The following is a 21,773-nucleotide window of genomic DNA, read 5'->3' as shown; positions in this document are numbered from 1 at the left end:
TTCAAATAGCGCAGATTCGGGTAATGTAGTAGGTGCATCCTATATAAAAAGGTGGTGATGATTTGGCCGATATTCCAAAAGCAGACAACCTCCCGTCATCTGAGGATATTTACCTTTTTCATGAGGGCACGAATTATCGCAGCTATACGATGCTTGGCGCGCACATTGCCGCTGAAGAAGGAATACCGGGTGTCCGCTTTACCGTGTGGGCTCCTCACGCGACATATGTAGGACTGGCTGGTAATCATAACGGCTGGGATGGAACTGAGAACGTGGACTCGTTATATAAGATACCCGATTCAGGATTTTGGAGTCGTTTTTTCCCGGGCATAGAAGAGGGAACTTTTTACAAATACAGGATTGTAGGCCCAGAGGGGGCAAGCTTTCTCAAAGCAGACCCATACGCATTCAAGGCAGAGGTACGTCCGGCCACGGCTTCCGTCGTAGCAGACCTGGGTGGCTACACCTGGGGAGATACTGCATGGCGTCGGCGTAGCAAGGCTCCTTATCATGCTCCGATGAATATTTATGAAATGCATTTTGGCACATGGCGGCAGAAAAAAAATGGGGAATATTACACCTACCGGGAGATGAGCGGGCTGTTGATCCCTTATTTGCTGGAGATGAGTTATACCCATGTAGAATTTATGCCGCTGGCTGAACATCCGTATGATTTGTCCTGGGGATATCAGGGCACGGGTTATTTTGCGGCGACCAGCCGGTACGGTGAACCGCAGGAGCTAATGTATTTGATCGACCAGCTCCATCAGGCGGGAATCGGCGTTCTGCTGGACTGGGTTCCGGCCCATTTTGCCAAAGATGCTCATGGATTAAGGATGTTCGACGGCACGCCGCTGTATGAATATTCCGATCCGCTTCTGGCGGAGAGACCGGGTTGGGGCACGCTTTCCTTTGATTTCAGCAAGCCGGAAATTTCCTCGTTTCTGATCTCCAATGCGCTGTTCTGGTTCGAGCTATATCATATTGACGGTATGCGCGTGGATGCGGTGACCAGCATGCTGAGGCTGGATTTCGAGAAGCGGAGTCATCAGTACAAGAAAAATGCAAACGGCGGGCTGGAGAATCTGGAGGCCATCCGGTTCATTCAACAGCTCAACAAGACCGTCTTCCATTACTATCCAAAAGCCTTGATGATGGCGGAGGAATCCAGCGCCTGGCCGGGGGTTACAGCACCTGTGCATGAGGGAGGCCTGGGTTTTAGCTACAAATGGAACATGGGCTGGATGAACGACACCCTGGGTTACATAGAACATCAATTCGAGGCCAGGCCCTATCATCATAATTTGCTGACCTTCCCGATCTGTTATGCATACAGTGAGAATTACACGCTGCCTCTGTCACATGACGAGGTGGTGCATGGCAAGAAGTCTTTGCTGGACAAAATGCCTGGCTCCTACGAGCAGAAATTCGCCGGGCTCAGGCAGCTTCTGGGCTACCAGATCAGCCATCCCGGCAAAAAGCTGCTGTTCATGGGCGGTGAATTTGGCCAGTTCATCGAATGGAAGGATCAGGACCAGCTTGACTGGCTGCTGCTGGATTATGAGAGCCACCGCCATATGCTGACTTACACCGCCGCACTTAACAAGCTCTACCTGTCGGAGAGGGCGCTGTGGGAGCTGGATCATGAGATGGAAGGCTATCAATGGATTGATGCCGATGACATCGGCCAAAGCGTGATATCCTGCATCCGCAGAGGCAAGAAGCCCGTGGATACGCTGGTGATTCTGATCAATTTTCAGCCGGTGGAGCGGCGTTTGTACCGTATCGGAGTGCCGCGTCCGGGGACATATGAAGAGATATTCAGCTCGGAGAATACCGAATTCGGCGGCTCCGGTCTGCGCAATACGCCAATGAAGAGTGTCAAAAAGGCATGGCATAACCAGCCGAACAGCATTGAACTGACCGTTCCGCCGCTTAGCTTCCTGGTGCTGAAGAAATCAGGGCGCAAGGCGGTTAAATAAGCTTGGCAGACAATCCGTACTACTTAAGGGGGATATCGAAATATGAAGGTATTATTTGCCGCAGCCGAAGCTGATCCGTTCATCAAAACGGGCGGTCTGGCCGATGTCATTGGAGCTTTGCCCAAAGCGCTGAAGGGTGCGGGAGTGGACGTACGGGTGATCTTGCCAAAATACCGCGGGATACCAGAGAAATTCTCATCACAAATGGAGCATGTAGCTGTTCTCGAAGTGCCGGTCGGCTGGCGCAATCAATATTGCGGGATCAAACGGATTGTTCATGACGGAGTACCGGTCTATTTTATCGACAATGAATATTACTTCGGGCGGGATGGGATATACGGTTACATGGATGATGGGGAACGTTTTGCCTTCTTCAACCGTGCGGTGCTGGAATGCCTGCCGGCGATTGATTTCCAGCCTGACGTGCTGCACTGCCATGACTGGCATGCTGCGGTTATTCCTATGCTGCTACAGGGCCATTACCGCCACAACCCGTTTTACAGCGAAATGCATACTGTGTTCACTATTCACAATTTGCTGTATCAGGGAGTGTTCCCTTATTCGGTACTGGGCGAGCTGCTGGGTCTTAGCGACAACTACTTCCTCGCAGTGGAGTATTACGGCAACGTGAACTTTATGAAAGGCGGCATTGTATACAGCGATCATGTGACGACGGTCAGCCCAACCTATGCTAGGGAAATCCGCACTGCGTATTACGGCTACGGACTGGATGGATTGCTGTCCTCGCGGGCGGATCACCTGAGCGGAATTGTCAACGGCATCGACACCAAGAGCTATAATCCGGCCAGCGACCAGCAGATCTTCACCCGCTACCGCTCCAATCTGGACAAAAAAAAGGAAAACAAGACCGCGCTTCAGCAGGAGCTGGGTTTGCCCGTAGCCCCTGATATTCCGCTGGTGGGAATGGTAACCCGGCTGGTGGATTCCAAAGGACTGGATCTCCTGACCCGCGTGCTCGATGAGCTGCTCTATTATGATGATATCCAGTTTGTGCTGCTGGGAACGGGGGATGAGTCTTATGAGCGGTGGTTCCGTGAAGCGGCGTGGCGTTATCCGGCCAAGCTGTCCTCACAGATTCGATTTAATGACGCGCTTTCCCGCAAAATATACGCTGGCAGCGATCTGTTCCTGATGCCCTCCAAATTCGAGCCCTGCGGGATTAGCCAGCTTATTGCCTTGCGCTATGGCAGCATTCCGGTTGTACGGGAGACTGGCGGGCTGAATGATACCGTACATGCTTATAATGAGGAGACCGGCGAAGGCAACGGGTTCACCTTCAAGGATTACAATGCCCACGACATGATGTACACTCTCCGCCGGGCCGTTTCCTTTTACCGCCAGCCCGAGCACTGGAAGAAGGTAACCAAAAACGCATTTGCCGGTGACTATAGCTGGAGTGTATCCGCGCAGCAGTACATTGACATCTACAACCACATTACCGAATAGTACTGAAATAACAGTGTCATCCGCTAAAATAAAAGAGACGCACCACTGGCCATCAACCCTGACCTTTGGAACGTCTCTTTTTTCTGTTGCTTATGCCTAACTTAACTTCCGGCTCAGAATCCGGTAACCGTAAGGGTCGAGAGAAATATGCATCATCCCATGCACTGGAGCTACAGAATCGCCGGTGAGCGCATCCTGCCAATCATCGGTTTCCATCGGATGACTAAGGGTACGGGGCTGCGGGGAGTTATTCATCCACACGGTAAAATGAAGCCTGTCATCCGACCGTTCATACACGATGCACGGGTCATTCTGATAAGCCTGCAGGATGCGGAAGCGGCCTTCACGCAGTGCCTTGTTTGTTTTGCGCAGAGCGATCATCATCCGGTAAAAGTCATACAGCTCGCGGTCCTGCTTCGCCTTATCCCACTCCATACATTTGCGGCAGTCGGGATCTTCCTTCCCGGTAAGGCCGATTTCATCGCCATAATAAATGCATGGGGTGCCCATAAAGGTGAATAAAAAGACGACCGCCAGCTTCAACCGCCGCTTGTCCTCGCCCACCACCGTCAGCAGACGTGGTGTGTCGTGACTGCCGAGCAGATTGAAGACGACTTCGTTCGTCTGCTGCGGGTAGCGCATCAGCAGGCTGCCGATCCGGTGGCCGAAGGTAATCCCGTCCATGCCGCCGCCGAAGAATTCCAGCACCGTACCGGAGAACGGGTAATTCATCACGGAATCGAACTGGTCTCCGAGCAGCCAAGTGAGCGAATCGCTCCACACCTCGCCAACGATATAAGCCTCCGGATTGGCGGCTTTCACCACTTTGCGGAAATCGCGCCAGAAATGGTGATCCACCTCATTGGCTACGTCCAGCCGCCACCCGTCCACCTTAATTTCCTTAATCCAGTATTCGGCAACTCCCAGCAAATAGGCTTTCACCTCATGATTGGCGGTGTTGAACTTCGGCATATTGCCAAAAAAACCGAAAGTGTCATACGTAGGAATACCGTCGACAATTTCGGCCGGGAAGGCGTTAATGTGGAACCAGTCTCTGTATACGGAATATTCCCCCTTCTCCAACACATCCTGAAAAGGCGGGAACCTGTCGCTACAATGATTGAACACGGCGTCGAGCATGACGCGGATGCCTCTTCTGTGACACTCTTCGACAACGGTTTTGAGTAGAGCATTATCTCCGAAATGAGGATCGACTCTTTTATAGTCCACAATATCGTATTTATGGTTGGAAGGGGAGACGAACAGGGGGGTAAAGTATATGGCGCTAATCCCCAGCTCCTGCAGATCGCCCAGGTGGTCCAGTACGCCTTGCAGGTCTCCGCCAAAAAAATTATCCAGCTTCGGAGTGCCGCCCCATGCCTCTGTTCCCTCCGGATCAATGGACGGATCACCCTTGGCAAAGCGCTCGGTCATAATCTGATAAAACACGGCATCCTTGGCCCAGTTCGGAACCTGAAACAGGTCGATTTGGTGTATGTAAGGAAATTCGTAGAAGTGGTTGGGCGGGGGAGGACACTCGGAACGGATGCCGTTGTCGAGCATATACACGTTTTCTTGGCCTTTGCTGACGCGGATAGTGTAGCTGAGGCGTTTATATTTGGGACGCACCGCGGCTTCCCAATAGTCAAACATGTCGTCCGAGGCGGCTTTTTCCATTTTTATGTCAAAGGAGGTATGGGCCCAGTTGTACTTGTCACCGGTGAGCGCTACTACACAATCCACATCATCTCTTTTGGTGCGGACACGCAAATGTATAGTCTTTGCATCATAGGCATAAGCCCACTTATCCCGTGGCACATGGTACATTGCTTCTACAAGCATGTAGACACCTCCTAAAAGTTTTGTGAGCTAATGCCACTTGATTCGCTTCTTACAAAACCCCTTCGTAAGCATACGTTTAAGTTTTGTGAGTGAGCCATAGTTATTACCACCAAGCAGGGTCGCATGAATCAACTCCGGTTATTCCGGGAGTAATTGGAGATAGTACTCAGTATATGCGGTTTCCATATTATTAACAGACTTTGTCACAAATTTGTCTTTGCATATTCATACGCGCTGATTTATAATAAATCGGTCAATGAGACTACAACTTAGAGAACTTAGCAGAATTGAGAAAGAATAGGGGAGATCTACAGATGAACAAATGGGGTAAACTTTCATTAGGGATGCTGCTTGTAGCAGGCCTTATGACCGGCTGCGGCAACAATAACAAAGAAAATACTACAGCCGAAGGAAGCGGAGCGAACACAAATACCGCAGCGGCAACTAAGACGCTTACACTGGGAACCAGCGCGGATTTTCCTCCGTATGAGTTCCGCAAGGTTGTGGACGGTAAGGATACTGTCGTAGGCTTCGATATCGAAATTGCCAAGAATATTGCGGCGGACATGGGCGCTGAGCTGGTGATCAAGGATATGCCCTTTAAGTCCCTGCTGAATGAGCTGTCGAGCGGCAGAGTGGACATGGTGATCTCGGGTCTGAGCCCTACACCGGAACGGGAAAAGGCCGTTGGATTATCCGACATCTACTACAAAGCGGAACAAGCCGTAGTTGTGCGTGAAGCGGACAAGGATAAATTTGCAACTATGGATTCCCTGAAGGGAGCCAAGATTGGAATTCAGACTGGTTCGATTCAGGAAGATATCGCCAAAGGCATTGAAGGCGCAAAGTTAACCTCACTGGCCAAAATTTCTGAGATCGTGATGCAGCTTCAATCCAACCGTGTGGATGCTTCCATTATGGAAGGACCTGTAGCGAATGCTTTCGTTAAGAAGGTTAAGGGACTGGCGATTACAGCTGCCAAACCTGAAGTGGAAGACGACGGCTATGTCGTTGGCGTCAAGAAGGGCAATACAGAATTGCTCGACCAGGTCAACAAGACTTTAGCCCGTCTGAATACGGAAGGGAAGATTGACCAATATGTAGCGGCAGCAAGCGAGCTGGCAGAGAGCAAATAAGGTACAGCGGGATTTTACGGCTAAAGCATACAGAATGCTGGCCTGCAGCTTGATGTTACATTACAGAAAATGGCGGTGATCCGCTGTTTTCTATTTTTTTGGAGACAGGAGGTAATGCCAACAATGAATATATTCGATATGATCATGAATTACCGCGGTTTTTTTCTTTCCGGTCTAAAATATACCCTGCTGCTGGCAGTGCTCGGCGTGGTATTTGGGTTTGCACTCGGGATTGTAGTTTCCCTGCTGCGGATGTCCAAATGGCGGATTCTGCGTTTTATCGCAACGGCCTGGGTGGAATTTCTGCGCGGTACGCCGATGCTTGTGCAGCTGTTCATCATCCATTACGGCTTGCCGGAGCTTGGTCTTGAGTTCACACCGATTCAATCAGGCGCCATCACGCTGACCATCAACAGCTCGGCTTACCTGGCAGAAATTTTTCGCGCCGGTATTCAAAATGTGGACCGTGGCCAGGTGGAGGCAGCACGTTCACTGGGGATGAGGCAGGGCATGACGATGCGCTATATCGTACTGCCGCAGGCGCTCAAGAATGTGCTTCCGGCCATTGGGAACGAGTTCATCACCATCATTAAGGAGTCGTCGATTGTATCTATGATAGGTGTTATGGACCTTATGTTTCAGGCCGGCAGCGTCAGCACGATTACCTACCAGGGTCTGAATCCGTATATCATTATTGCACTTATGTATTTTGTTCTGACATTTACGTTGTCCAAGGCACTTGGCATCCTGGAAAGGAGGCTCAATACAGATGATCGCCGTTAAAAACCTGCAAAAGCATTTTGGCAAGCTCGAAATTCTCAAAGGCATTGATCTGCAGATCCACAAAGGTGAAGTTGTGGTTGTTATCGGCCCCAGCGGTTCGGGCAAAAGCACCTTTTTGCGCTGTCTGAATCTGCTGGAGCAGCCAACGGGCGGGGAGATTACCTTTGAAGGCCAGTCCATTACAGACAAGAAGCATGATATTAATGTGACTAGGGAGAAAATGGGCATGGTCTTCCAGCAGTTCAACCTGTTCCCGCACAAAACCGTGCTGCAGAACATCATGCTTGCCCCGCTGAAAGTGAAAAAGCAGAAACCGGAGGAAGCGGAAAAAATCGCGCTGGAGCTGCTGCGCACCGTCGGCCTGGAAGATAAGCGGGATGCTTATCCGGTTCAGCTCTCCGGGGGGCAGAAGCAGCGCATTGCCATCGCCCGCGCACTCGCCATGCAGCCGCATGTGATGCTTTTTGACGAGCCAACCTCGGCGCTTGATCCTGAAATGGTCGGAGAGGTGCTGGAGGTTATGAAGAAGCTGGCCGAAGAGGGCATGACAATGGTCATTGTGACGCATGAAATGGGCTTCGCCCGCGAGGTGGGCGACCGTATCCTCTTCATGGACGGTGGCGTGATTGTGGAAGAAGGCACTCCGGCGGAAGTATTCGGAAATCCGAAGCATGTGCGCACCAAAGATTTCTTAAGCAAAGTTCTATAAATATGCACAAAACGGCCCTGTAAACTTTTTCAGCGGCCGTTTTGCTTTTTGCTGAGGGTAAATGGGTGATATAGTATATAGATGGCCAATCAACTTGAAAAGGAGTACATACAGATGAGAGATGACCTATGCCGGATTGGCATCATTGATATTGGTTCTAACTCCATTCGCCTTGTGATCTATGATACGACGCTGGAAGGAGGCTATAAAATTATCAAGGAGTGCAAATACTCCGCTCGTCTGAGTGAGAAGATCACAAGGGACGGGAGGCTGGAGCGGAAGGACATGGATACCATCGTGCCGGTTCTGCACCAGTTCAAGGAGATATGCAGCGCCTTTGAAGTTGATAAAATCCGCGCCGGAGCCACAGCGGCCATCCGCAACGCCGCAAATTCCTCCGAGATTATCTCCTATCTGTCGGAGGCATCGGAGATTAACATTGAAGTCATCAGCGGCCATCAGGAGGCTTACTTTGGCTTCTTGGGTGTAATCAATGCCTTTGATGTTCAGGACGGATTTGTTATCGACATCGGCGGCGGCAGCACGGAGGTTACCCTGTTCCGGGGACGGCGTTACCAGAACAGCATTTCCTTTCCTTTTGGCGCGGTGAATACGAATCTTATGTTCAGTCAGCACGGGAATTGGAACAGCGACCAGGTGCGCAAGCTTCAGGCCTATGTCACTGGAAGACTGGTGGAGCATGATTGGCTGAACAGCGGCCAAGGGCTGCCCCTCTACGGGCTTGGCGGAACCCTTCGTTCCCTTGGCAAGCTGGACCAGAAGAGCCGGAATTATTCGCTGCCCAATTCACACGGGTATACGTTGTCCAGCGAAACCATCGGCCATTTCATGGAGACGCTGCCTCTCATTCCGTATGAGAAACGCAAGGATTTGGACGGGCTGTCCAAGAGCCGGGGGGATATCATTGTCTCGGGTCTGATTATTTTTCATACGGTATATCAGTATATCGGCGCCAGTCAGGCATTGATCAGCGGAGAAGGCTTGCGGGAAGGTATGCTGCATGATCTCCTTAAACCAGAGCAGCCTGTGCGCGAGAGTGCGCTGGAGTTCAGTCTGAACACCATCGTCCGCTTTGACATCCATTCGTCCAAACGGCATTTGGACCATATTTACAAGCTGGCCCTCAGCCTGTTTGACGCTTTTGAGGACGGGACCGACCGGACGGAACAGAAAATGCTGATGTATGTCGCGGTCATGCTGCACCGCACCGGCTCTAATATTAACTACTACCAATCCAAGCGGCATACACGTTACTGGCTGATGAATTCACCGATTCGCGGGCTTACGCACCGGCAGCTAATCCTCAGCGCCCTGATCGCCTCGTACAGCACAAAAAGCCGGAAGCAGAAATTGTCCCTGACACATAAGGACATTTTGCTGGCTTCCGACGAAGAGTGGATTCATAAGCTTGGAACTCTGGTTCAACTATGCATTGCTCTGGACAGTACCGAGATTGGCATTGTGAGCGGGCTACAAGCCCGCCTGCACGGCAATACCCTTGATCTTGCCCTGCAGGGCGCAGGCGAGCTTCTCATTGGGCTGGAGGACATCGAGACTGCCCTCAAAGCCTTCAGGAATGTTTGGGCGGTGAAGGTAAAGCTCGGGTTCCCTTCCAGCGTGTAACATCCATAGCGGCGAACTGGCTCCGGAACGGGGCCTTTTTGTCGTCCGCACGCTCGTAATATCCGTTGGGCTGCAGGAAGCTCGATTTGACATTGTCACTAAGCGTGATGTCCAGAATCTTGACAATTTGCTTGCGGATTTCCTTGTCCTTCACCGGGCACATCAGCTCAATGCGCCGGGTCAGGTTACGTGTCATCCAGTCCGCGCTGGACAAGTAGACCTCTGGATTGCCGCCGTTCTCGAAATAATAGATCCGCGAATGCTCCAGGAAGCGGTCCACAATGCTGCGGACGGTGATGCGCTCGCTGAGGCCTTCAATGCCGGGCCGCAGGCAGCAGACTCCGCGGACAATCAGATCAATGGAGACACCGGCTTGGGCCGCGCTGTACAGATAATCTATAACCTCCTGGTTGGAGAGCGAGTTCATCTTGGCGATAATCCGGGCCGGGCGGCCTGCTGCCGCATGCTCGGCTTCGCGCGCGATGAGCTTTTCCAAAGAGAGGCTCATGTTGGTAGGCGCCACAATGAAGGAATTCCAGTCATAGCTCGCGGAATAGCCTGTCATCTGGTTGAACAGCTCCGAAGCATCCAGCCCGATCTCGTTGTTTGCTGTGAATAGGCTGAGGTCGGTGTAGGCCTTGGCGGTGCTGTCATTGTAGTTGCCTGTGCCCACATGCACATAGCGGCGCAGATCCGGGCCTTCCTGGCGGACAATCAGCGTAATCTTGGCATGGGTTTTGAGGCCAACCAGGCCATAGACCACATGGCAGCCAGCCTGCTCCAGCTTGCGGGCCCAGGCGATATTGCGCTCCTCGTCGAATCTTGCCTTAAGCTCGACGACAACGGTGACCTGTTTGCCGGATTCTGCGGCATGGGCCAGTGCGGCAATCAGCGGAGAATTGCCGCTGACCCGGTACAGCGTCATTTTGATTGCTCTAACCTGTTCGTCTTCAGAAGCCTGAGTGATGAAGTCGGTCATCGCATCAAAGGATTCATAAGGATGGTAGACCAGCACATCGCGTTCGCGCAGCACCTCGAAGAAATCCTCGTTCTCATCGAATTCTACCGGATAGAGCGGCTCAATCGGCACTTCATGCAGATAGCTGAAGCCCTTGAGACTGCCGGCGAAGCCGCGCAGAAATCCGAGATCAAGCGGTCCGTCAATTTCGAAGACGGAATCCTCAAGCTCAAACTCGGCTTGAAGCTGCTCAAGCGCATACGGGTGAATCCCCTTCTGCACCTCCAGACGGGCGGGAACACCGCGCCGGCGTTTACGCAGCTCCTTTTCAATCTCCTCAAGCAGATCCTCCGCGCCTTCCTCGTCAATCGTAAGGTCAGAATTGCGCGTTAACCGGAACTCGCTGACGGCCACGGGTTCATAACCGCTGAACAAGGTTTGAATATGATGGCGGATCACGTCTTCAATAAAGACAAATTGCCGTTTCTTGCTGTTAGAGCGGTGGGGGAGCGGGATGCATCTCGGCAGATTGGAAGGAATCTGCAGAATTGCGAAATAGGGCTCTTCCTCCTTGCTGTTCTTGCGCGTCAGCACTACCGCGAGATAGATGAATTGGCTGTGCACAAGCGGAAACGGCCGGCTCTGGTCAACAGCCATAGGAGTCAGAACGGGAAAAATAATATCACGGTAATACTGCTCAATGGAAAGCTCCTGTGCCTGGGTCAGGTCCTCGTAATCCACGAAGACAATTCCTTCCTTATGCAGATGCCTTGAAATATCCCGGAACGTCCGGTACTGGTCGGTAATAATTTTGCTGACCCGTTTGATCAGACGCTTGTACAGCCCGGATGGGGTATAGCCCGTGAAATCCTTTTTTGTATAGCCTGCACGGATCTGATCCTGAATTCCGGCCACGCGGACGCTGATGAATTCATCCAGATTGCTCGACACAATCGCCAGGAACTTGGCCCGCTCCATAAGCGGATTATCTGGGTCCTGCGCCTCCTGCAATACACGGCGGTTGAATTCGATCCAGCTTAAATCCCGGTTAAGATAAGCGGTAGATGGACTGCTGTAGTTGTTTTTTTTCTCTTCTTCATTCACGTTCGCGGACCCTCCAAGTGCTTCAATATCTTTGTCGTATTCTATCATTTTACTATCTGCTACAGAGGGAAATGTTAAATCTGTGTAAAATATTCGCGAAATTATTCCTGAAAAGCTGAAAAGCACGGATTTTTGCTGATTTTATTAAAATTATGTAAAATTACTTACTCTAATAATGCTTCAAAACGCCAAAATTATCAAATTGGTAACAATTACTTGCGCATTGGTTACAAAATTGTGATATATTCAATCCTGTTAGTTAACAAATATCTGCATTTTGGACGCAAGGCACAACAAGGTACATAAGTCCGGAGTTGCAATGAAGCAGAACTGCATGTCAAGTTTGCTCTGCTATTCACGAAGGAGGCAATTTATGAAGATCAGATTTAGAAAGATTACAGCCTTGGCTGCAGCCCTCGGAGTCAGCGCACTGCTGCACACAGCTCCCGCTCAGGCCGACAGCGTACATATCGCGGGAGAAACTACAACCTATTATACCTTATCTAATCATTATGGCATAAGTGTTGATAAACTTATGAACGCCAATCCGAATGTTGCAGCTTTGAATATCTACCCTGGTCTCAGACTCACCATCCCAGGGATAACAAAAGCCAAGACCGTTGCCGCTGAGCCGTCTGCCAAAGCCTTTTCAGAGGCGTCTATTTTGAGTGTAGAGCCTAAGTCCAATACAGTTCAAGCATGGGGCAAGGAATTCAACTATGGCAAAGTGATGCAAATGAAGGCTACCGCCTATTCCTCAGCCATCAGCGAGAATGGCATCTGGGGGGCCGTTGATTATTTCGGCAATCCGCTGAAACTTGGAACTATTGCGGTCGATCCAAGTATAATCCCGCTTGGTACCAAAGTGCTCGTAACCGGCTATTCCCATCCGGGTCTGCCCAAGCAGGCGTTTTTGGCTACCGCTATGGATACAGGCAGCGCGATCAAAGGCAACCGCATTGATATCTTTATTCCCGGAAGCCAAAGCTTTGTATCGGATTTTGGATTTCAATATGTACAGTTGTACTTTATTGAATAGTATAATCAGGCAAGAGCTATAAACTCAAAAGGAAACGAAGAATGCCGCAAGGGCAGGACTCGTTTCCTTTTTTTGAACAGCAACATCTACTTTTCTTTATTCACCTGAAGCATCTGGGGGACGGTTACAAAGGTGTAGCCCCTGTTGCGCATGATGCTGATCACTTCCGGCAGTGCCTGAATGGTTCCGCGCAAATTGCTGCCCCGGCCGCCGCCGCCGTGCTGGAGAATGATTGACCCTTTGCCCGCATGGGATACGATATTGTTTCTGACCTGGGACCTTGAGAGCCCTCTCCAGTCAAGGGAATCCACATTCCAGTTCACCAGCTTATAGCCGTGGGCCTTCGCCCATTGCAGCTGCTGCTCGTTGATGTCTCCATAGGGTGGCCGGATGAGCCGTGGTTTATATCCCGCCAGAGCATCAATTATATTTTCCGTACGGATAATTTGCGACCGGAATTCATTTACGCTGATCTTCCCGAACTGAGGATGGTTGTAGGAATGGTTACCCACGGCATGACCTTCCCTGATGATCCGCTTCACGAGATCAGGATGCTTCGCTGCACGGCTGCCGACTATGAAAAAGGTTGCTTTTACATGATGCTTGCGCAGAACGTTTAGCACCTGTGGTGTAAACCTCGGATCAGGCACATCATCGAACGTAAGCGCAATATGTTTGCGGCGCGGCCCCTGTGTTTTGATCGTTTCAGGGTATTTGCGGATCAGTTGGCTGAGGGTCAGGCCTTTGACCCGTTCCCGTTTTTGTGGTCCCGCCGACGCAGAAGAGGAGCCTGCCGGGAGAACCTGATCCTTCCCGGACTTTCCATCCGGGGCATTGATGTTGCTTAGCTGAGGGAGGGAGGGCGAATCCGCCGGAATCGCGGCAGCCAGCTCCGCTTCAGAGGCCGGACTGAGCAGGAATAATAACACAATTGCCAGAATGGGCAGTTTTCGGCTTAGCTTCAGACCATTCACATGCAGCGCCTCCTTTTTTGTGATCCTGCAATCCGTTATTGTCTTATCTTGTTATCTCCAATAAAAGCCGGATTTATGCTGTAATTCCAAGAGCTCTGATTAAGATTTATCGAGGCGGAAAATACGTGTATACTGAATGAAACGGGAGATTTCCCCGGCCACAATTTGCAAATAACAGGAAGGAAGGAACGATCAATGCCGGATTTATTTGCACCCTATGAATTAAAGGGCCTGACCTTAAAAAATCGTGTGGTTATGCCCCCTATGTGCCAATATGCTGTAGAACAGCAGGATGGCACGCCAAATGATTGGCATTTTGTGCATTATGTCAGCCGCGCTGTCGGCGGCACAGGCTTCATTATTGTTGAAATGACCGGTATCCATCCGGATGGACGGATTACGAACAAGGATACCGGGATCTGGGGAGACCACCAGATTGAAGCTTACCGCAGGCTTACAGAAGCCGTTCATGCCGGGGGAGCGAAAATCGCAATTCAACTGGGCCATGCCGGAAGGAAAGCTCTGGATGCGGAGCCTCCGGTTGCTCCCTCCGCAATCCCATTTGATGCCAAATCCAAAACTCCGCGGGCGCTCAGCAAGGCTGAGATCGCTGAACTGATCGAGGCTTACCGAGAAGGCGCCCGCCGTGCTGTTGAAGCCGGCTTTGATACAGTGGAGATTCATGGAGCGCATGGCTACCTGATTCACCAGTTTCATTCGCCGCTGACCAATGTCAGAGATGATGAATACGGCAACGACCCGGGTTTGTTCGGAGAACAGGTTGTACAAGCCGTCAGGGAAGTGCTGCCGGCTGAAATGCCGCTGCTGATGAGAGTATCCGCCAAGGAATATGTAGAAGGGGGCTATGATGAGGACTATGCACTGGGCTTTTGCCGCCGCTACAAGGCTGCCGGAGTTGACATGTTCCATGTATCCTCAGGCGGTGAGGGTCCTATTGGTTCGAACGGCGGTCCTAACGCAGGTCCTGCTTATCAGGTCGATCTTGCTGAGCACATCCGCAGCGGCCTGCAAATTCCGGTAATTGCTGTAGGACGCCTCGAATCCTATGAGGACGCACAGTCTATTGTCTCCGAGGAGAGGGCAGAGCTGGTAGCAGTGGGCAGAGGAATGCTCAGTGATCCTTACTGGGCGCTGCATGCGGAGGAAGCGCTTGGCGGTGTGGAGAAGACCAGTGTGCCTGCGGCGTACGAACGAGGAGTTTGGAAGAGAAAATGAACCCTAAGAATGTGAACTATGTCACAGATTTTAAGCCCCTTCTAAGGCATGGTTAATAAGATAAAATTTGAAGGAGCTTGATAACGTGGCGACGGTGATTAGTAACGAGCGGCTGACTGATGGAGTGTATCACCTTCGGGTTGAAGGGAATTACGGCGGGACAATGGGGCAATTCTACATGCTGCGGGCATGGGGAGCCTATCCATTGCTGTCCAGACCGCTTAGCATACATCAAGTAAATGACAATGGTGTCGAATTTCTTTATCATGTGGTTGGTGAAGGCACTGAGATTCTGGCAAAGCTTACGCCAGGGGCCACGCTTGAGCTTGAAGGCCCGTTCGGTAACGGATTTCCTGCTGTGGAAGGAAAGGTTGCCTTGATAGGTGGAGGGATCGGCATTGCTCCACTGTATTACTGTGCGCAGGAGCTTCCGCAAAGCGACATTTACCTGGGCTTCAGCCGTGAACCCTTCCGCGTTGAGGCATTCCGTCCTCTGGCTGCCGAATTGACGGTGAACGTCGGCGGTTTGGTGCTGGACAGTGTCGATTTCACCAGCTACGATCATATTTTCGTCTGCGGTCCGCAGCCGATGCTGAAGGCTGCACAGCAAAAAAGCATAGCCGCTGAAGCTGCCGGCAAGAGACCTAATGTGTATTTGTCGCTTGAGAACCGCATGGCATGCGGAATCGGCGCTTGTCTCGTCTGCAGCGTCTCCTGCCGTGACGGACAGCGCAAGGCTTGTGCGGACGGTCCGGTATTTCTGGCGGAAGAGGTGATCTTCCATGATTAATATGACAGCAAGTATTGCAGGCGTTCATTTCAAGAACCCGATTGTTATGGCTTCAGGAACCTTCGGCTTCGGCCGGGAATATGGCAAGCTGTATGATGTGTCGCTCCTGGGGGGCATCTCCGGCAAGGGGCTTACACTTAACGCTAAGGCAGGAAATCCCGGCATTCGCGTTTATGAGACGGCCTCCGGCATGCTGAACAGCGTGGGCCTAGAGAATCCGGGGGTGGAAGCGTTCTTGGCCAAGGAGCTTCCTTATTGGGAGACTCTGGATACCGCGCGTATTGTAAATCTTGGCGGCAATACGCTGCCGGATTATGTGCTCGGCGCCGAGCTGATCCAGCGTGATGCCGATGCCCGCAGTGCTGCCGGCAAGCCTGCTGTAGATATGATTGAGCTGAATATTTCCTGCCCCAATGTCAAAGAAGGCGGCATCGCCTTTGGAGTCAAGACTCCGGCGGCGCAGGAGGTTGTACGTGCGGTAAGAGCTGCTACCCGTCTGCCGCTGGCTGTGAAGCTGTCCCCGAACGCCGAGGACATCGCTGGAATGGCCGAGATGTGCCAGGAGGAAGGCGCGGACGCCGTTTCACTGATTAATACGATCTCCGGGATGAAGATAGATGTCCGCCGCCGCCGCAGTGTGTTCAATAACTTATATGCCGGATTGTCCGGTCCTGCTATTAAGCCAGTAGCGCTGCGTATGGTGCATCAGGTGGCAAAAAGGGTATCCATTCCGGTAATCGGCATGGGCGGAATTACTTCAGCTACAGATATCATTGAATTCATCATGGCCGGGGCAACGGTCATTCAGGTGGGAACCTATAACTTCATGAATCTGCGGGCAGGCAGTACGCTTGTAGAGGAATTACAGCAGTTCATGATCGAGGAGAATATTTCATCGCTGGACGAAATCCGCGGCATCATCTAAGATGGCTCAATTTATTCCTCCGCCTGAGATGTCTTTATCTATCGAAGGTTCATATCATGGGAAAGGGGAGATTCCGCTTGGCTGCATCAGAATTTCATCCTGACGATATCGAGCTGACTGCTGTGGAGGTTGGCCGTGATCTGCTGCTGCTCATTACCGGAGGCGTCCGCCATATTGGCGCTGCCAGCACTGCTTATATTGAAGATGGCGTAGCCAAGGTATCTACTTCGGCAGTCCCCCATCACAAGGAGCACACAATCAGCGAGTCCGCTGCGCTCAAAGCGGCTGCTGTACTGAACAGAACAGTTACGGTAGTTATGGGCATTCATTATGACAATTTGAGCAAAGAGGGCATAGCCCAGGTTGTGGAAACCGTGAACCGAAAATTAGATCAATATTTATCTTGGTAAAATTTGAAACGTTAATGAATCTTCCTGCGTAATAGATAACAAATAAGCATTTAACTTAATTTTGGAGGAATGAACCATGTCTATATTTAAAAGATTGCGTGATTTAACGATGTCCAATGTGAATGCGATTATTGATAAAGCAGAAGATCCTGTAAAAATGACGGATCAATACATTCGGGACATGACTGAGGATCTGGAGGATGCTGAAAAAGCGGTAGCCGCCCAGATCGCCATCGAGAAGAAATTCAAGCAGCTCTATGAAGAACAGGAAGCGCTGGTGAACAAACGCAACCAGCAGGCACATACCGCTGCCCAAGCCGGCAATGTGGATCTGGCGCGCCGCGCACTGGAAGAGAAGAAAGCCGCTGAAGCCAAGCTTGCAGAATACAAAGCCAGCTTCGATCAGAATAAGGCATCGGCAGACAACCTGCGCGACAAGCTTGAAGAAATGCGCAAACAGCTTACAGAAATGAAGAATAAACGTGAAACTTTGGTTGCGCGCTATAATGCAGCCAAGGCGCAAACGGAAATCAACAAAGCGATGAGCGGATTCAGCTCCGATTCGGCTTCCGCGGGTCTCAAGCGTATGGAAGAGAAAATGCTGCAGGCTGAAGCTCAGGCTGAAGCCAGCAACGAGATGAGCGCTGGCAACAGATCGCTGGATGACGAATTCGAGAAGCTGGGCAAGGATCAGGCTGTGGAAGACGAGCTGGCCGCGCTGATGAAGCAATACGACAAACAATAATATATTGGCATAAGCCGGAAGCAAATCTGATGTTCACAGGCGAAGGAGAGAAAGAGCGGTTTCTCCTTCGCCTTCTCTATGCTGCCCGGGGAGGGCAGGCAAACTGACAATCGGGGGCTAAAGCAATGGATTTCCATACTCTGGTGTCTATGGTGGTATGGACGGTGTGCGGCGCAGTGCTGCTGTTTGTGCTGATGTTCGTGGATTCGCTGTTTACCCGTTACAACGATTTAGAGGAGCTCAAGGCAGGCAATATGGCGGTTACTACTAGATTCGTGCTGAAGCTTTTGGCACAAGGCTGCATCTTATCGTCCTCCATTGCCTCTTCGAACAGTTTGGGAGATGCCATTGTAATCTCCATAGTCTCCTTTATTCTTTTATTCTCTCTGGAAAAAACAGTCGAACTGCTGCTGAGCCGCTGGGGCAAGCTCGATCTTGACTATGGCACCCAATTGGGCAAAATAGGCTACGGGCTGCTGGCAGGCTCGCTGCATTTGACCGGAGCCTTGATTATAGCTGCATTTATTCAAGGATAATGCTTTATGTTAGACTTTAAAGCCAAAACTTTTAAAAGGAATGATGGAGTTTGAGTATATGGAAGCGTATTGGCAATATATTCTCGAAGCCGGAGGCTCCGGCCGCACCCAAAAGCATGCTGAACCTGTCCCCGGGCGACATTTGCGAGGTCTCGCTGGTTACCTACGAGGTAACGGGCCGGACCCAGACCAGCGGACGCAATGCTGTGGTGCTGACCTTACGTGACGGCAGCCGTATTGCCTATCTGCATATCGAAGAGCGGGAGCAGCTGCAATATGGGCTGTATCAGCCGATTGACGGGCGCTTGGATAATCCCGCCGAGGTCCCGGCAACTCTGGAGCTGGATGATTACACATACTACTTGGAGGAAGAATACGAGGGATACTCCGAAGTTAAGGGTCAGACTCCTTATATGAACGGCGGACAGCAGCATGTCTGGCAGTACCAGTCCGATGATTCCCGGCTGCTGCGGGTGGAGTGGCAGAACGGCCGTTTTATGCTGTACGAAGGCGAAAAAGTCATCCCGGGTGATGTAAGGGTGATCCGGGCGAATTAAGAAAGGTGCTTACCGAAACGGCTGTATTGTCCATGTAGAGGACGAAACGGCCGTTTTCTTTTTATTACATGAATTGAGAACGTGTGTTCCTTGTGCTAAGATGAGAACATAATGGCAGAAGGGAGTGGATTAGAATGGAAATAGAGAAGAAACCACTTGTGGAATTTTTGCTGAAGGCTAAAAATGCAACATATGCAGCTCAAGGAGACGAGGCTTCGGTTCCGCCATTGCTTGAAGGATACCGCCAATTGGAATACGGGGACGGAGATTATTTCTACCGGGATTTATATCTGGGCATGGCCTATTTTGCCGGACAGGAAACGATATATTTCGGTGGACAGGCCATCTGGTCAATGACATACGGCGGCGGAACAATAAAGGAACTGAAACTTGATGAGGTTAAGGATACATATGCTTTTTTGAGACAAGCGATGCGCCGGGTAGCGGAGGATCATCCATACAGGGGACCGCGATCCTTCAGTGAAGGAGAGTATCAGTATTTTGATGTAAACGAAGGGGATTTAGAGCGTTTTTCCGGGAAAGAGAAGATCTTGCGGCAGGGGACAGAGATATATTCGCTGCAATATTGCGGTGGATTTATCTGCTGAATGGTATAAAATAGTGCTGTATGAATAGCGGAAATAATTGACGTGTACTCTATAACGAGAATACGAGACAGAAGAGGTTGGTTGACATATGAACAGCAAAGAAGAAGCAATGGATTCTAAATTTCGTCGAAAAGCACTCCAGGTTGAAGAAGCCCAGTCACGGGTTATTAAGTATACGAAGCTGATGGACATGGAAGAGATACCACTTAATGATAGCACCGGACGTTATTTGGCCGAGCCTGTGTATGCGCCTCATCCATTTCCGGCATTTAACCGCTCGGGGATGGACGGTTATGCGCTCATCGCGGCAGATACAGAGAAGACCCGGGAGGATGGCTTAATCTGGCTGGACGTCGTAGACGACATCCCATGCGGAGCAGTGCCTGGTGTCGATATCCGGAGCGGAATGGCTGCGCGGATTATGACCGGAGCTCAGGTGCCGGCGGGTGCAGATACCGTTGTTATGCTTGAAGCAACGGAGAGCAGGGAAGCTGGGGGCATAACTCAAGTGGGAATCCGCAAAGCGCAGCAGGCCGGGCGAAATATTACTCCGATCGGTTTTGAACTGAAGGAAGGGGTGCTTGTGCTGCCGGCCGGAAAGATCATAACGGCGGGGGATATTGCTGTTCTGGCCGCCTTTGGCATGCCTGTTGTGAAAGTGCGGCGCAGACCTAGAGTGGGGATATTTGCAACCGGGACCGAACTGCTGGAGGTGCATGAACCGCTAGCTCCCGGCAAAATCCGTAACAGCAACTCTCCCATGCTGGAAGCGCTGGTACGGGAGAGCGGCGCGGAGCCGGTTATGCTCGGTGCAATCGTTGACGATATCGAGCTGGCGCGGAGCAAGGTGCAGCTGGCGCTGGAGAGCTATGATCTGGTGATTACCACCGGCGGTGTGTCCGTTGGGGATTATGATATTATGGGGGATCTGGTCCGTGAGAACAGCGGGGACATGCTGTTCAACAAAGTAACGATGCGCCCGGGAAGCGTGACAACTGCGGCTGTACGCAGCGGCAAGCTTCTGCTGGCCTTGTCAGGCAATCCCGGAGCCTGCTTTGTCGGATTTCACTTGTTCGCCCGGCCCGTTATCGGGAGAATGCAGGGAGCCGAGAAGCCATTCCTGCCGGAGTGGACGGCGGTGCTTGGAGCGGATTATTCCAAAGTGAACAACTATACCCGGTTTGTCCGTTCCCGGCTGGAGATTCAAGGGGGGCAAATATACGCTTATCCGGCCGCCATTGATGAATCTTCAGTAATGGTTACGATCAAGGACAGCGACTGCCTGATCATCGTTCCGCCGGAAGAACGGGGATTGACGGCAGGGACCCTTGTGAAGGTGCTTAAGCTGCCCGGTGACATTCGCGGCTGAGCAGAAGGACTGGATCAAGTGAAAGGTGGAGGAGACCTGGAATGAGGCGGCGGAGGCAAGAGCCTATGAAGAACAGCTTGAAGATACTAAGCAGCGGAGACGGCAGGATCAGCACTGATAGAGGCCGCGTAACATCAAGCAGCGGGAGTAGTGGAAGCAGATCGGTTCACCGTAATGCCCGTAGCAACCTCAATCTGTGTTCGATGCAAGCCGCGAATTCGACGGCAGGCATGGCTGACCAACCCGGGAGTCTGCGGGCAACAGGAGGCGATACTGCTTCGCCCGCCGTTTGCCAGATTGTCGGCTACAAGAACAGCGGCAAAACTACGCTGATCTGCGAGCTGATTCCGCTTTTGCGGAGCAAGGGCTGTACGGTTGCTGTGATCAAGCATGACGGCCACGATTTTGATATGGACCATGAGGGAACGGACACCTGGAAGCAGCGGCAGGCCGGAGCTTCGGCAGTGGCTATTACAAGCGGTACGCGTACAGCAAAGATTGAAGAACGCGCCAGCAGCCTGGCCGAGCTGATTGCCGCTTTTGCAGATTACGATTATGTGCTGGTGGAGGGCTTCAAGCAGGAGCAGTATCCCAAAATCGGGCTGATCCGCCGTGAAGCGGATTTCTCGCTGCTGAGCGAAGTGAGCAATTTGTCAGCGGTTGCTCTCTGGAGCACGGCAGCGGATGCCGCCTCGCTTCCGCAGATGCCGGGCATCAGCCAATTCAGCATTAACGATAGCGTGGGAATTGCCGAATTCTTGTGGCAGCAACGTTTTTTATTTTCAAAATTTCAGCATATGAAAAATTCACAATAGAAAATCCAAAATGCTACCCCCAACCTCTAGTAGTACGTCTCCTAAAAACTTCGTCACAAGGAACAGCGGCCCCATTCTCCCATTGAAGGAGAAAGGGCCGCTGTTCTGCTATCCTGGCATGTATGCTGGAAGAGAGCCAATAAT

20 protein-coding genes are annotated in these 21,773 nt (G+C 51.4%); 17 read left to right on the top strand and 3 right to left on the bottom strand.

Going from position 1 to position 21,773, the window contains the following annotated elements; translation table 11 throughout:
- Window positions 1–62 precede the first annotated feature (62 nt).
- Together glgB and glgA are read left to right on the top strand one after the other, a co-directional pair.
- Window positions 63–1,982 carry a 1,4-alpha-glucan branching protein GlgB gene (glgB, locus tag ACX1DY_RS01315; protein ID WP_458962399.1) on the top strand — a complete coding sequence of 640 codons (1,920 nt, stop codon included), beginning with the start codon at window positions 63–65 and terminating at the stop codon, window positions 1,980–1,982.
- Between the two features lie 42 nt (window positions 1,983–2,024).
- Window positions 2,025–3,449 carry a glycogen synthase GlgA gene (gene glgA / locus ACX1DY_RS01310; RefSeq protein ID WP_458962398.1) on the top strand — a complete coding sequence of 475 codons (1,425 nt, stop codon included), beginning with the start codon at window positions 2,025–2,027 and terminating at the stop codon, window positions 3,447–3,449.
- A 96-nt stretch (window positions 3,450–3,545) separates the two neighbouring features.
- On the opposite strand, the gene ACX1DY_RS01305 is transcribed toward glgA, so the two are convergent.
- Complete coding sequence (locus ACX1DY_RS01305; protein ID WP_458962397.1) at window positions 3,546–5,291, bottom strand: alpha-glycosidase; 1,746 nt, start codon at window positions 5,289–5,291, stop codon at window positions 3,546–3,548.
- Window positions 5,292–5,605: 314 nt separating this feature from the next.
- Between ACX1DY_RS01305 and ACX1DY_RS01300 the strand changes: the two genes are divergently transcribed.
- The 4 genes from ACX1DY_RS01300 to ACX1DY_RS01285 all read left to right on the top strand — a co-directional run bounded on the left by ACX1DY_RS01300 (window position 5,606) and on the right by ACX1DY_RS01285 (window position 9,563).
- Window positions 5,606–6,427: a transporter substrate-binding domain-containing protein gene (locus ACX1DY_RS01300; protein ID WP_458962396.1), complete on the top strand. Its 822-nt coding sequence runs from the start codon at window positions 5,606–5,608 to the stop codon at window positions 6,425–6,427.
- Between the two features lie 123 nt (window positions 6,428–6,550).
- Window positions 6,551–7,210, top strand: coding sequence for an amino acid ABC transporter permease (locus ACX1DY_RS01295; protein ID WP_458962395.1), 660 nt, complete (start codon window positions 6,551–6,553; stop codon window positions 7,208–7,210).
- The gene (locus ACX1DY_RS01290) at window positions 7,197–7,919 is read left to right on the top strand and encodes an amino acid ABC transporter ATP-binding protein (protein WP_458962394.1); all 723 of its coding nucleotides are present in this window, start codon (window positions 7,197–7,199) and stop codon (window positions 7,917–7,919) included. Before ACX1DY_RS01295 ends, ACX1DY_RS01290 begins: the two co-directional genes overlap by 14 nt.
- A gap of 114 nt (window positions 7,920–8,033) precedes the next feature.
- Window positions 8,034–9,563, top strand: coding sequence for a Ppx/GppA phosphatase family protein (locus tag ACX1DY_RS01285; protein ID WP_458962393.1), 1,530 nt, complete (start codon window positions 8,034–8,036; stop codon window positions 9,561–9,563).
- On the opposite strand, the gene ppk1 is transcribed toward ACX1DY_RS01285, so the two are convergent.
- Entirely contained in the window at window positions 9,511–11,673 is a 2,163-nt protein-coding gene (gene ppk1, locus ACX1DY_RS01280) for a polyphosphate kinase 1 (RefSeq protein WP_458962392.1), read from the bottom strand. The genes ACX1DY_RS01285 and ppk1 overlap by 53 nt on opposite strands.
- Window positions 11,674–11,998: 325 nt before the next feature.
- Between ppk1 and ACX1DY_RS01275 the strand changes: the two genes are divergently transcribed.
- Window positions 11,999–12,664 carry a 3D domain-containing protein gene (locus ACX1DY_RS01275; RefSeq protein ID WP_458962391.1) on the top strand — a complete coding sequence of 222 codons (666 nt, stop codon included), beginning with the start codon at window positions 11,999–12,001 and terminating at the stop codon, window positions 12,662–12,664.
- Window positions 12,665–12,750: 86 nt separating this feature from the next.
- On the opposite strand, the gene ACX1DY_RS01270 is transcribed toward ACX1DY_RS01275, so the two are convergent.
- Window positions 12,751–13,638 (bottom strand): polysaccharide deacetylase family protein, encoded by an 888-nt coding sequence (locus tag ACX1DY_RS01270; RefSeq protein WP_458962390.1) that lies wholly within the window; start codon window positions 13,636–13,638, stop codon window positions 12,751–12,753.
- A 195-nt stretch (window positions 13,639–13,833) separates the two neighbouring features.
- On the opposite strand from ACX1DY_RS01270, the gene ACX1DY_RS01265 reads away from it, so the two are divergent.
- The 10 genes from ACX1DY_RS01265 (at window position 13,834) to mobB (ending at window position 21,629) form a co-directional block, all read left to right on the top strand.
- Window positions 13,834–14,874 (top strand): NADH:flavin oxidoreductase/NADH oxidase, encoded by a 1,041-nt coding sequence (locus tag ACX1DY_RS01265; protein WP_458962389.1) that lies wholly within the window; start codon window positions 13,834–13,836, stop codon window positions 14,872–14,874.
- Between the two features lie 85 nt (window positions 14,875–14,959).
- A complete protein-coding gene (locus tag ACX1DY_RS01260) occupies window positions 14,960–15,664 on the top strand; it encodes a dihydroorotate dehydrogenase electron transfer subunit (RefSeq protein ID WP_458962388.1) in 705 nt (234 codons plus the stop codon).
- Entirely contained in the window at window positions 15,657–16,589 is a 933-nt protein-coding gene (locus tag ACX1DY_RS01255; protein WP_458962387.1) for a dihydroorotate dehydrogenase, read from the top strand. The genes ACX1DY_RS01260 and ACX1DY_RS01255 overlap by 8 nt, the downstream gene beginning before the upstream one ends.
- A gap of 77 nt (window positions 16,590–16,666) precedes the next feature.
- Window positions 16,667–16,999: a prenylated flavin chaperone LpdD gene (lpdD, locus tag ACX1DY_RS01250; protein ID WP_458962386.1), complete on the top strand. Its 333-nt coding sequence runs from the start codon at window positions 16,667–16,669 to the stop codon at window positions 16,997–16,999.
- Between the two features lie 76 nt (window positions 17,000–17,075).
- Window positions 17,076–17,744, top strand: coding sequence for a PspA/IM30 family protein (locus tag ACX1DY_RS01245; RefSeq protein ID WP_458962385.1), 669 nt, complete (start codon window positions 17,076–17,078; stop codon window positions 17,742–17,744).
- A gap of 125 nt (window positions 17,745–17,869) precedes the next feature.
- Window positions 17,870–18,280 carry a DUF350 domain-containing protein gene (locus ACX1DY_RS01240; protein WP_458962384.1) on the top strand — a complete coding sequence of 137 codons (411 nt, stop codon included), beginning with the start codon at window positions 17,870–17,872 and terminating at the stop codon, window positions 18,278–18,280.
- Between the two features lie 50 nt (window positions 18,281–18,330).
- Window positions 18,331–18,837 carry a DUF4178 domain-containing protein gene (locus tag ACX1DY_RS01235; protein WP_458962383.1) on the top strand — a complete coding sequence of 169 codons (507 nt, stop codon included), beginning with the start codon at window positions 18,331–18,333 and terminating at the stop codon, window positions 18,835–18,837.
- Between the two features lie 134 nt (window positions 18,838–18,971).
- Window positions 18,972–19,445 carry a DUF5680 domain-containing protein gene (locus ACX1DY_RS01230; RefSeq protein ID WP_458962382.1) on the top strand — a complete coding sequence of 158 codons (474 nt, stop codon included), beginning with the start codon at window positions 18,972–18,974 and terminating at the stop codon, window positions 19,443–19,445.
- Between the two features lie 88 nt (window positions 19,446–19,533).
- A complete protein-coding gene (locus ACX1DY_RS01225; RefSeq protein ID WP_458962381.1) occupies window positions 19,534–20,814 on the top strand; it encodes a molybdopterin molybdotransferase MoeA in 1,281 nt (426 codons plus the stop codon).
- Between the two features lie 65 nt (window positions 20,815–20,879).
- Window positions 20,880–21,629 carry a molybdopterin-guanine dinucleotide biosynthesis protein B gene (gene mobB, locus ACX1DY_RS01220; protein WP_458962380.1) on the top strand — a complete coding sequence of 250 codons (750 nt, stop codon included), beginning with the start codon at window positions 20,880–20,882 and terminating at the stop codon, window positions 21,627–21,629.
- Window positions 21,630–21,773: the final 144 nt, after the last annotated feature.

The sequence above is a fragment of the Paenibacillus sp. BAC0078 genome, from assembly GCF_054483875.1.
Note: the sequence above shows the minus strand (reverse complement) of the source record. Positions and strands in the feature narration are given on the sequence as shown.

What these genes read in the sequence shown, in the direction of transcription:
- ACX1DY_RS01240 (WP_458962384.1), top strand. Translation starts at nt 17,870, where the DNA reads ATGGATTTCCATACTCTGGTGTCTATGGTGGTATGGACGGTGTGCGGC.
- ACX1DY_RS01245 (WP_458962385.1), top strand. Translation starts at nt 17,076, where the DNA reads ATGTCTATATTTAAAAGATTGCGTGATTTAACGATGTCCAATGTGAAT.
- ACX1DY_RS01295 (WP_458962395.1), top strand. Translation starts at nt 6,551, where the DNA reads ATGAATATATTCGATATGATCATGAATTACCGCGGTTTTTTTCTTTCC.
- mobB (WP_458962380.1), top strand. Translation starts at nt 20,880, where the DNA reads ATGAAGAACAGCTTGAAGATACTAAGCAGCGGAGACGGCAGGATCAGC.
- ACX1DY_RS01225 (WP_458962381.1), top strand. Translation starts at nt 19,534, where the DNA reads ATGAACAGCAAAGAAGAAGCAATGGATTCTAAATTTCGTCGAAAAGCA.
- ACX1DY_RS01285 (WP_458962393.1), top strand. Translation starts at nt 8,034, where the DNA reads ATGAGAGATGACCTATGCCGGATTGGCATCATTGATATTGGTTCTAAC.
- ACX1DY_RS01290 (WP_458962394.1), top strand. Translation starts at nt 7,197, where the DNA reads ATGATCGCCGTTAAAAACCTGCAAAAGCATTTTGGCAAGCTCGAAATT.
- ppk1 (WP_458962392.1), bottom strand. Translation starts at nt 11,673, where the DNA reads ATGATAGAATACGACAAAGATATTGAAGCACTTGGAGGGTCCGCGAAC.
- ACX1DY_RS01305 (WP_458962397.1), bottom strand. Translation starts at nt 5,291, where the DNA reads ATGCTTGTAGAAGCAATGTACCATGTGCCACGGGATAAGTGGGCTTAT.
- glgA (WP_458962398.1), top strand. Translation starts at nt 2,025, where the DNA reads ATGAAGGTATTATTTGCCGCAGCCGAAGCTGATCCGTTCATCAAAACG.
- ACX1DY_RS01255 (WP_458962387.1), top strand. Translation starts at nt 15,657, where the DNA reads ATGATTAATATGACAGCAAGTATTGCAGGCGTTCATTTCAAGAACCCG.
- ACX1DY_RS01275 (WP_458962391.1), top strand. Translation starts at nt 11,999, where the DNA reads ATGAAGATCAGATTTAGAAAGATTACAGCCTTGGCTGCAGCCCTCGGA.
- ACX1DY_RS01300 (WP_458962396.1), top strand. Translation starts at nt 5,606, where the DNA reads ATGAACAAATGGGGTAAACTTTCATTAGGGATGCTGCTTGTAGCAGGC.
- ACX1DY_RS01230 (WP_458962382.1), top strand. Translation starts at nt 18,972, where the DNA reads ATGGAAATAGAGAAGAAACCACTTGTGGAATTTTTGCTGAAGGCTAAA.
- ACX1DY_RS01265 (WP_458962389.1), top strand. Translation starts at nt 13,834, where the DNA reads ATGCCGGATTTATTTGCACCCTATGAATTAAAGGGCCTGACCTTAAAA.